Consider the following 10,152-nt stretch of genomic DNA (forward strand, 5'->3'; position numbering starts at 1 on the left):
GACCTGCTCGTCTCGTCCGTCCCGCGCATTCCTCACCCCCGCCGATATCGTTCCGGAAGTGAATCATGTTCTTAAATCACTGTCGAGGCGGGACTATTTCCGCACCCTGCTAGAGACCGGCACCCCCATCGGCCCTGCGCGCGAGGCTGGCTACATGGTGCGGGGCGAAACGCCAAACACCGTTCTCGGCGGGACCATCTACAGGCTTGACCCGCCCGGCGGGCGATCGATCTCCGACAGCCTGACCGAGTTGTCCGCGCTTTTGCCCGGCGCCTTGGTGGATGAAAATCATATCTACACGCCCGACGACTTTCTATGTGACGACGAAGGCTGCGACGCCCACGACATGATCGGCTGGTCCGGCTGGCCCAGTATCTACGCGCCCCGGATCGGGATGATCGACACTGGAATCAACCAAGATCACCTCGCGCTGGCCGGTCAGAACCTTACCGTCAATCAGGCCGATCTGGGCGACCGACAGGCGGCGGGGCGCAAACATGGCACCGCGATCGCCGCGATGCTCATCGGAAGGCTGGACCAGCGCGTGCCGGGGCTGGTGCCCAATGCCGAACTGGTGGCCGTCGAGGCTTTTCACCAAGGCTATTATGGGGAACAAACGGATGTCTTTTCGCTGGCCTCGGCAATGGACATTTTGCTGAAAGCAGATGTGAGCGTCATCAATATGAGCTTTTCAGGCCCACATAACACTGTGCTGGAAGCGTTGCTGGCGCAGGCCGGCGAAAGGGACGTGGCCGTTGTAGCCGCTGCCGGAAATGACGGACCGGGGGCAGATCCGGCGTATCCGGCTGCCTTCGAGCAAGTGCTGGCGGTCACGGCCATCGACCACAACGAGCGCGTCTACCGACAGGCGAACCGCGGGCCATACATCAATTTTGCAGCGCCGGGCGTTCGTGTGTGGGCCGCCGCGTCCATATCAGGCGGGCGGCTTCAATCGGGCACGTCCTACGCCGCGCTATTCGTGACGGCCTCACTCGCTGTGCAGCGCCTGCGCGCACCAGCGGTTCCGCTGAATCAGGTCATCGATGAAATGACGCGCTGCGCGAAGGATCTGGGAGAGACGGGCCGCGATCCGATTTTCGGTCACGGGCTGGTTGCTGCGCCAGGACAGTGCTTTGCCAAAGAGACAGAGGCTTTTTCGGCCGCCGGGGAATAAACCGCCCCTACAGCCGTTTTCCTTACATGGCCACTGCGAGTGGCCGGCAAAACAAAGCACAAGGAGAAGAATGATGGCTGATGATCAGAACTCCAACATTTCCCGCCGCCGTATGCTGGCAAAGCTTGGCCTGGCCACAGGCGTGGCCTATGTGGCGCCCGCGATGATGCACCTGAGTGCCGCGCGTGCCTCCGGCGGATCCGGCGGCGGTGGCGCGGGCGGTGGTTCGGGTGGTGGTTCGGGCGGCGGACGCGGTGGCTCGGGCGGTGGTCGCGGGGGTGGAAGCGGCGGATCCGGTCCATCCGGCGGCAGACGTGGCGGCTCTTCGGGCCCGTCGGGCCGGAGCAACCGTTCTGGCCTGGGATTCGGCCAGGCGGTGCGCGGCGCGCTGAATGACCTCGGGTTCTGAAATCGCGATGGCCAAACCACGTCACAGAACACCGGCTGCCGGGGCGCACCACCAGTGCGCTCCGGCAGCCATCCTCTCGAGCGTGCAAAGCGCAAAGGTTGCGCATACCGTCGACGTCGCTGGCTGCGATGTTCTGGGCCAGGCCCTGGCCACGGTGATGCCGGCATGGGGCATTACCGTGGCCAAGGCTCGGGCGAGCGAAGCACCGGGCGGCGCAGATCGCTCTGCGATCTGCCAGGAAGCTGATGGCACCTACTGCTTTCAGTCTTGCTGGGGAGAGAGCCCCCTGACCGGGCTCGGTATTGCCGGAGCGACCTGCGGCGCGGTCGCGGATCTCATTCAAGCCTATGTTGATGCAAGACCGGATGTCCTGGGCCTGCATTGCGGCGCGATCAGGATCGGCGGGCACCTTGTGGCATTCACCGGCTCGTATCGCGCGGGCAAGTCCACGCTGGTCACCCGGTTGGCGTCCGAGACCGGATGCGCGCTATTCTGCGACGATATCCTGGCAGTCGATGCGGCTGGCACGGCCGTGGCGCTGGGGGTGCAGCCCCGCCTGCGCCTGCCTTTGCCCGATGGCGTGACACCTGCCTTCCGCGAGGAGGTGGCAGGCCGCCTGACGGTCAAGGATCATCGCTATGGCTATGTCCGCAATCCCGGCCAAGCCCCCTTCGGCACGCGCGCCCCTCTCGCCGCGATGGTGGTGCTGCGCCGGAAGGACGGTGCACGCGCGCGCCTTCACCGGCTGCCCACGAGCCAGGCTGCCGCCTTTCTGATCCGTCAGAACATCGCGGATCCCGGAGATCCCGAGGCCCACTATGACCGTATCTCGTCACTGGCCGAAGGGCTGGTCTGCCTCACGCTCGTCTATTGCGACCTGGAAGAGGCTGTCGCGCTTGTCAGATCGACCTTTGAGGCGACCGAGATCCCCCATATTGGAGCCCCGCTTGGCCCGGCCTTGCCCGTGGAGGAGCCAGACGAGGGGGCCCAGCCCGCCGATCTGAGCGCGCGCTACGCCCGCGCCGGCGATGTCATCACGCGGCGCATCGGCGACGATACATTCCTCTGGCAGATGGAAGGGCGCAATTTCTTCAGCCTCAATCCCATAGGTGGCGCCATCTGGACCCTTCTGGAGCTGCCGCAATCAGGCACGGATATTGCCACGACCCTGCACGAAGTCTTTCCGGAAACGCCCGCGCCATCAATAAATCACGATGTCGCGAAACTGCTGGGTCAGTTGCAAGATAGAGGTCTGGTGGTCCACTAAAGATTGCTGTTCTGACCGATCTTTACAAAGACGCGCAAACGAAGCGATGTCGTCCACCGCGGCGTCCATGCCACCACCGGGCATCCTCACCTGCGTCGGTAGAGCCAGAGCACCAGCGGCGCGAGCGACACTGTCAGAACGATCGGCGCGATCAGGGCCAAGCCAATCTGTGAAAGCGTCGCCGTACCGGCCATCAACCCGCGCAGCGCCGTTGTCATTAGTGATACCGGGTTCACTTCGACAAAGCTGCGCAGCCAGTCAGGCATCGTTGCCGGATCAACCATGATGTTCGAGGCGAAGGTGACAGGGAACAAGATGGTGAATCCCAGCGTCATTACCGTCATCGGCGTCCGCACCAGCAGTCCAAGCACGATAAACACCCAGCCCATGCCGAAGCCGATCGTCAACAGCATCGCGAAAGCGAGAAGCGTGCCGATCAGGCCGGCTTCCGGACGGTAGCCAAGGATCAGACCGATGCCGAGAATGATGGCGCCGGCGATCAGATGTCGCAGCAGGTCTCCGACCATTAGCCCCGCAAAAGGCGCGAGAGGCCAGATCGGCAGCGTTCGGAAACGGTCAAAGAGACCCTTCTGGAAGTCCTTCGACAATCCCATCCCCGAATAAACCGAATTGAAAACCACCGTCTGAACAAGGATGCCCGGAAGGAAAAACTGCAAGTAGTCACCGGTCGAGCCCGCGAGCGCCCCGCCGAACACGAAAGTGAACAGCAGCGTAAACATGATCGGCGTCATCACAAGATCGAACAGCTGTTCAGGAACGTGCCGGAACTTCAGGATCGCCCGCCAACCAAAGACGAGCGCGTTCGACATCGGCCCCGGTGGCGCAGGCGGGGCAACGGTGCGCAGCGCGGCGATGTCCGGCGCCCCCGACGCAGAAGGGCTGTCATTGCGTCTCGTTAGATCGCCGTACTCGGTAACATGGTCGGTCATTGCGCTGCCTCTGCTTGTGCCGCGGGGCGTTCAGTCAGTGCGAAAAACACCTCATCAAGGCTCGGGGCCCCCATGCGGAAGTCTGCCAGACCGAAGCCTTCGGCGATGAGGGCCGATATCGCAGCATTGGCGGCCACTGCATCACCCGCAAGCACCGAAAGTTCCGCGCCTTCGGGGCTGCGGTGAACCACGCTATCAAGACGCGCTGACAAGAATTGCGCGGCGGCATCGAGCTGCTTCCGGTCCACCAGCGACACATGCAGGACGCCCGATCCCGTGGCGGCCTTCAGGTCGCGGCTGGTGCCTTCGGCGATCTTGCGTCCATGGTCGATCACCGCGATCCGTTCGGCCAGTTGATCGGCTTCCTCAAGATATTGGGTCGTGAGCAGGATGGTCACACCGGCCCCGGCAAGTTGCCGGATCAGATGCCACACACCTTGCCGCGCTGACGGATCGAGGCCGGTGGTCGGTTCGTCCAGAAAGAGCACCCCCGGCGTCACGATCAGCGAGGCCGCAATGTCCAGCCTGCGCCGCATCCCGCCCGAGTAATCCTTGACCTGCTTGCGCGCCGCCCCCGACAGCTCGAAGGCGGTCAACAGTTCGTCGGCCCGCACCCGCGCCGTCCGCCCCCGGAAGCCCCAGAGACGGGCAAGCATCACGAGATTATCACGCCCGGTCAGATCCTCGTCGAGCGAAGCAAACTGGCCGGTCATCGCAATCGAGGCCCGGACCTTCTGCGGCGCCGAAGCGATATCATGCCCCATAACGGTTGCAGTTCCGGCATCTGCAGATGTCAGCGTTGCAAGCATCCGAAGCAAAGTCGTCTTGCCCGCGCCGTTGGGTCCAAGCACGGCAAAGATCATCCCGCGTCGAACATCGAGATCAATCCCGGCCACGGCGGTGAGATCGCCGTAACTTCGAACAAGCCCTCGCGCGCAAATGGCGAGGTCTGCGGTCTGGTTGTCCACCATCATTGTCTGAAACCTGTTGGCTGTCTGGCACGGCAGACCATACTGCGGCCGGACCAGACTGAACAGCCGTTGGTTCTGTAAGATGTCGAACGGGCGATCAAGCAGCTCTCATCAAATCGCAGCCCTACGCAAGACCGCGCACGCGCCGTCCACCAAGCGCGAAGCCAGCCGAAACCTGCGGCCTTACGTCAACAAACTGCGAAGTAGAAGGCGGGCGCGGCCCATGCCACCATTCGCTGTGCTTGCACGGCCTCGCGTTGGATAAGAAGCCTAATCGACCTGCTGACAGAAGCGAATACGATTGCCGAAAGGATCGTTCACCTGCATTTGCAGCCCCCATGGCAGGTCCTCCAAATCGGGCCGATTATAGGCGTACTGCTTCTGTGCAAGCTCGCGATGGAAGTCACGGATGTTGGCGGTTGCCACAAACACATTGGCTCCGGGGCTTGCATCCCCATGATGCTCGGTAAGATGCAGGCTCAGGGCGCCCCGTTCGAGCCCGAAGTAGAGCGGCATGCCCTCAGAAAAACGATGCTCGAACGTGATCTGGAACCCGAGGAAATCGCAATAGAACTCCCTTGCCTTCTTTTCGTCGAATATGCGCAGGATTGGGCTGGAGCGTGTGAAGCGCACCTCGTTGGGCGCTGCACGCACATGATTCAGCCTTGCGCTTGCGGTATTCCAGTCAGCATGTCCCAAGGTCTTGGCAATAAGTTCCAAGGACTTGGAATGAGAGATGGCCATCCCGTCTGAAGAAAGCGCAGCCCGAAGCTGCCGCGCCATGGTTTTGGCTTGGTCGGCATTTGTCATCGCATCCTCCTGCCAGTGAACGCCCACGGTGCTCGCATTGCCGATAGTCACTGGACGGGGGGGCTTGTGTGACGCGTCCGCGATGCTTTCACCTTGCCAACATGGGCGCGAGCGGCTGGCAGCATGAACCAGCGTCACAAGGCCAAATTCAGGCTATCCAGTCAAGCAAGATCCGCGATCAATGGGCACCAATGGACTTGTTCAGTCGAGGTGATCAGCCACATTTGAGAGGGCTGATTGTCGCTTCATCACTTGCCAGTCTGGCGGAGGTCGGCGCCGATGATGGGACCACAGCAGGCGGCACACGGCGCTCCGTTTCAAAAAATTAGCGCAATGCAAAGGCCAAGCCTACCAAGCAAAGTATGATGTTCAGAACCCAGATCGTCAAAGAGACCCGGCGCCTCGACGTCATATACTTGAATGCATTAATCATAATCGAACCGCTCCGACAGGATACGATGAGAGGGCGCACCCCTTTTAATCAGGTGATCTTCAACGGTATCCATCATGACTGAGGGTCCGCACAACACAAAGACCCATTCGCTGATTTCTTTTACTGAAAAAACGCGATCTATCAGCGCCGCATTTATGAAACCCGTCTCTCCATGCCAGGTTTCTGGCGGTTCTGACAGTACATGGAACACGTCCTGCGCACCTAATTCATCACGATAGGCAATCTGTTCGACGATGCGGTTTCCATAGATCAACTTCACCTCGCGCGGATCGCGGGTCAGGCGCATTTGCCTGAATATGCCCAGCAACGGTGCGAGCCCCACACCGCCTGCAATCAGTGCAACCCCCGGTTCGTTCCGACCTTCAACCGACAGATTGCCAAAAGGGCCATCAAGGTAGGCGACCGTTCCAGGTTTGGTCTGGCCAATGGTTCGCGTGAAGTCGCCGAGCTCTTTGATCATGAATGATATTTCCGGCTTAGCCGCAGGTGCGGAGCAAATGGAGAACGGATTTTCCTTCATCGAGAATGAGTTGTGCCCCAAATTCAGCCAGACAAATTGCCCGGCTCTGTAGTCAAGGCCGCAATGACCGTCTGGTTTAACGGTCACTTCCCATTGCTTTGGCGTCAATTGGACAACGGAGGTCACGCGCCAAGGGCGTAACATGTCCAGAAAAGGCACGAACAAGTAAACATAAAGCAGTGACCCAACAGCCACTCCCGTCATTGCGAGCCAGACCAAGGTCATCGCGGGCTGCGATCCGTAACGGCCCGCATAAACAGTATGATGCAACAGAAGTAACGCGATCAGGAGAGCGCCGATCCCATGTATCAGGCGCCATGTCTCGTAATTGTAGTCCAATTGAGTGCGCGCAATTGCCAGCAGAACAAGGCTTGGAAGAAGTATGAAAGCAGCAATCCCTGTCAAAAGATCGGAAAAATCGGTTGTGATCGTCAGCTGCCGGGTAGGGTCCCAAGGACGCTGGCCAGCTGAAGGGGTGCCTTGGTAGAGGAAGGGATGTAGGAGAGCAAAAACCAATGCCGTGCGCGCCATGACCTGATGAAACCGCATGGTCCGATCCATGCCAATGCCATTCGAAATACTCTTGAATCGGCCAGACATGACAAACTCCATAAGGATCATGGAAAAAGCCAGAATGCCAAGGCCAGATGCAAGTTCTTGGTGAAACGCGCGTGGCGGCCCACCGACGAGCCAAGACAAAATCAATGGAAATGTGACCGCGAAAAGGTATGCGACAATCAATAGGAGCGACTTCATATTGCTTTCTCCCTCTCAAATGTCGCCGGATGTCGCAAAGGCCAGTAAACGCACAGCATTTCGATAGATGACGTTCCAATTAGACAACTCGCTGCGCCTTAACCGACATTCCCCAAGTGCCCTGCCGCTAAAAGCATCCCCCGATCAGGGCAGCGGATCAACTGTTTTGCTTTCCCAGTGTGGTTTGCGATCGCTGGACCGCTCGAATGCGGGCAGATCGCACTGCAAAGCCGCATCATCCTGGCCAGGCAGCGGCATTTTTCACAGTGCGGGAGTCAGACATGACCTGCCACTTTCGTTCATCTATTGCTATCAGGTTGTACGCTACTGGGTGCACTTGTAGCCGAACCTCAGTGTCGTGGAACTACCAGCATGACAGCCGCGTCTCGCGGAAGGCCTACTTGCCTGCTTTAGTACGCTGCTCGTCCGTGCGGCGCTGATTGTTAAGAACGCACCACCCAATCCGGGTCCATCGGCCGGTTTGCTCACATTTGAAGCGTACGGAGCCGGGAGAGGCCGTAACTCATCCGTGGCCGCTTGTTAGCTCATGCTCGACAGCAAGATTGAATACTTAATGCCGGTTATGTCGCTTTGTGGTACGGCGATGCTATAATTTTGTTTGACAGACTACGGTCGTCTTGCGTTGCCATATCAATCATCTGTTTGCACCAACCCGCCGGTTTCGCGGGGACGAACTCCTCTCATTCGACGCCCAGGTTACCGACAGATCACAACGGCCAAACAAACAGCAGCATTGGCACGCTGATGGTGACGACAAGCACCTCGAGCGGCAGGCCGAGTTTCCAGTAATCACCAAAGCGGAACCCGCCCGGCCCTAGGATCAAGGTGTTGTTCTGATGGCCGATCGGGGTCAGGAACGCGCAGGAGGCGCCGATTGCGACGGCCATCAAGAAGCTGTCAGGGTTGGCTCCCAATGTCGATGATATGCCAAGCGCTATTGGGCACAAAACGGCGGCGGTAGCGGCGTTATTCATCACATCAGACAGGAACATCGTGGTGACCATAACCACGATCAGCGCCGCAACCGGATTGCCTTGGGCGACTGTTTCCACGAGAAACCGCGCCAGCATTTCTGCGGCCCCCGTGCTTTGCATCGCGCCCGCGACGGGGATGAGCGCCGCCAGCAGGACGATCACCGGCCAATCAATGGAGGTGTATACCTCTCGCAGCGGCACCGTGCGCGCCACCATCGTGGCCAGAACGCCAAGCGCAAAGGCCGCGGCCGCAGGAAGCACGCCCAATGTCACCAGCCCAATCGACCCCAACATGATCGCGGCGGCGACGATGGCCATGCGTTTGTCTGGGATGCGGAGATCGCGCGCGCCCAGGGGCACGCAGCCCGTTTCGCTGATAAACCCGGACACGGCACCCGCCGGGCCCTGGACCAATAGCAGATCACCGGATTTCAACTTGAGCGTTCGCAAACCAGATCGCGGAGGATGCCCTTCACGCGAAACGGCCAGCAGGTTCAGCCCATAACGCGCGCGTAGATACATCTCCTCGGCCGAGCGCCCGACGATGCTCGCCCCCGGAAGCACCGCCAGCTCGCGCAGCACGATTTCACTGTTCCCATCTTTTTTCGGATCGGCCTCATCATCGGCTGCCTTATCATCGGTGGACGGATCGTCCGCGCCATCCGGTGTCGCCGAGGACTTGGCTGACGTCTCCCCTTCGCCTTCATCGGGTGGGGCGACAATGGATTGCTCCAGCTTTATGTCGAACACCGACAGCGCCTCTGCCAGCGCATCGACTTCGGCTTCGAGAACCAGAATATCATCGGCGCGAATGCGCCGGCCGCCATGCGGTGCGGTCATGCGCACGTCGTTACGGACGAGGCCAACGATTTGCACATTGCTGTCTTCGATCTCGCTCTCGAAGGCACGCAAGGTCAGCCCGACAGCCTTGCTGCTTTCGGGGACGCGCAGTTCCGTGAAATAGGCGCCTGTATCGAACTCTGCGCCAGCTGCGGATTTTCGCGCGGGAACCAGCCGCCAGCCGAGCAAGGCGACAAAGACCACCCCGGCAACGGCGACAGCCGCGCCGACAGGTGCAAAATCGAAAATCGCGAAATGACCCAGACCGGCCTCGGCTCGAAAGCCCGAAACGATCAGGTTCGGGGGGGTACCGATCAGCGTTGTCATACCGCCCAGAATGGTGCCGAACGCCAACGGCATCAGCACCTGGCCAGGCGCCAGGTCCAACCGATCCGACAGTTGCACCGCAATCGGCATCAACAACGCCATAGCGCCGACGTTGTTCATGAAACCCGACAGCGTAGCGCCCAGACCCATCAGTGCGATCATGCTTGTCAGCCGTCCTGCGTCGCGCGGCAAGACGCTGCGCGCCAACCAGTCGACGGCGCCCGTGTTCTGCAACCCCCGGCTGAGGATCAGCACACAGGCCACGGTAATCACGGCTGGATGACCGAACCCGGCAAAGGCATCTGCCGCCGGGACCAGATCCGCGACCACGCAAGCCATAAGCGCGGCCAGAGCCACGATATCGTGTCGAAACCGACCCCACAGGAACAGCCCCATCGTGCCGACCAGAATACAGGCAATCAGCATCTGGTCGGTGCTCATGGATACCTGCCTTATGACTTGACGAAATTCAGCGTAGCCTAAGCTTGTCAGATACAGTTTCCATAAGAACAAGCACATTCTGTGGTGCCAGCGCTAGACGCTTCCGTCCCAGACGATTGCGCATTCCGATTAGAGTATCCGTCTTGATCAAGCTGTTTTTGGCGTCCATTCTCGGTCTTGTCGGACGAGTGCGTTGGCCAGTTCGATGAGCTTTCGCATGAGGGCTGTCAGAGCGACT

General features: G+C 60.0%; 8 protein-coding genes. 3 read left to right on the plus strand and 5 right to left on the minus strand.

Annotated elements, in window-relative coordinates:
• The 3 genes from V8352_RS20490 to V8352_RS20500 form a co-directional block, all read left to right on the plus strand.
• On the plus strand, nucleotides 1-1,174 hold a 1,174-nt coding region (locus V8352_RS20490), incomplete at its 5' end, for a S8 family serine peptidase (protein ID WP_336426130.1).
• Between the two features lie 73 nt (nucleotides 1,175-1,247).
• The gene (locus tag V8352_RS20495; protein WP_336426131.1) at nucleotides 1,248-1,583 is read left to right on the plus strand and encodes a hypothetical protein; all 336 of its coding nucleotides are present in this window, start codon (nucleotides 1,248-1,250) and stop codon (nucleotides 1,581-1,583) included.
• Nucleotides 1,567-2,850, plus strand: a complete 1,284-nt coding sequence (locus tag V8352_RS20500) for a PqqD family protein (protein WP_336426132.1) — start codon at nucleotides 1,567-1,569, stop codon at nucleotides 2,848-2,850. The genes V8352_RS20495 and V8352_RS20500 overlap by 17 nt, the downstream gene beginning before the upstream one ends.
• 86 nt (nucleotides 2,851-2,936) lie before the next feature.
• On the opposite strand, the gene V8352_RS20505 is transcribed toward V8352_RS20500, so the two are convergent.
• The 5 genes from V8352_RS20505 to V8352_RS20525 form a co-directional block, all read right to left on the minus strand.
• Nucleotides 2,937-3,680: an ABC transporter permease gene (locus V8352_RS20505; protein ID WP_336426137.1), complete on the minus strand. Its 744-nt coding sequence runs from the start codon at nucleotides 3,678-3,680 to the stop codon at nucleotides 2,937-2,939.
• Between the two features lie 116 nt (nucleotides 3,681-3,796).
• Complete coding sequence (locus V8352_RS20510; RefSeq protein ID WP_442971078.1) at nucleotides 3,797-4,771, minus strand: ATP-binding cassette domain-containing protein; 975 nt, start codon at nucleotides 4,769-4,771, stop codon at nucleotides 3,797-3,799.
• 270 nt (nucleotides 4,772-5,041) lie between these two features.
• Entirely contained in the window at nucleotides 5,042-5,581 is a 540-nt protein-coding gene (locus V8352_RS20515; RefSeq protein ID WP_336426134.1) for a glyoxalase superfamily protein, read from the minus strand.
• Between the two features lie 425 nt (nucleotides 5,582-6,006).
• Nucleotides 6,007-7,311, minus strand: coding sequence for a ferredoxin reductase family protein (locus V8352_RS20520; protein WP_336426135.1), 1,305 nt, complete (start codon nucleotides 7,309-7,311; stop codon nucleotides 6,007-6,009).
• A 728-nt stretch (nucleotides 7,312-8,039) separates the two neighbouring features.
• Nucleotides 8,040-9,914 (minus strand): SLC13 family permease, encoded by a 1,875-nt coding sequence (locus tag V8352_RS20525; RefSeq protein ID WP_336426136.1) that lies wholly within the window; start codon nucleotides 9,912-9,914, stop codon nucleotides 8,040-8,042.
• Nucleotides 9,915-10,152: the final 238 nt, after the last annotated feature.

This window comes from Roseovarius sp. D0-M9, from assembly GCF_037083805.1.
Lineage (GTDB): Bacteria > Pseudomonadota > Alphaproteobacteria > Rhodobacterales > Rhodobacteraceae > Roseovarius.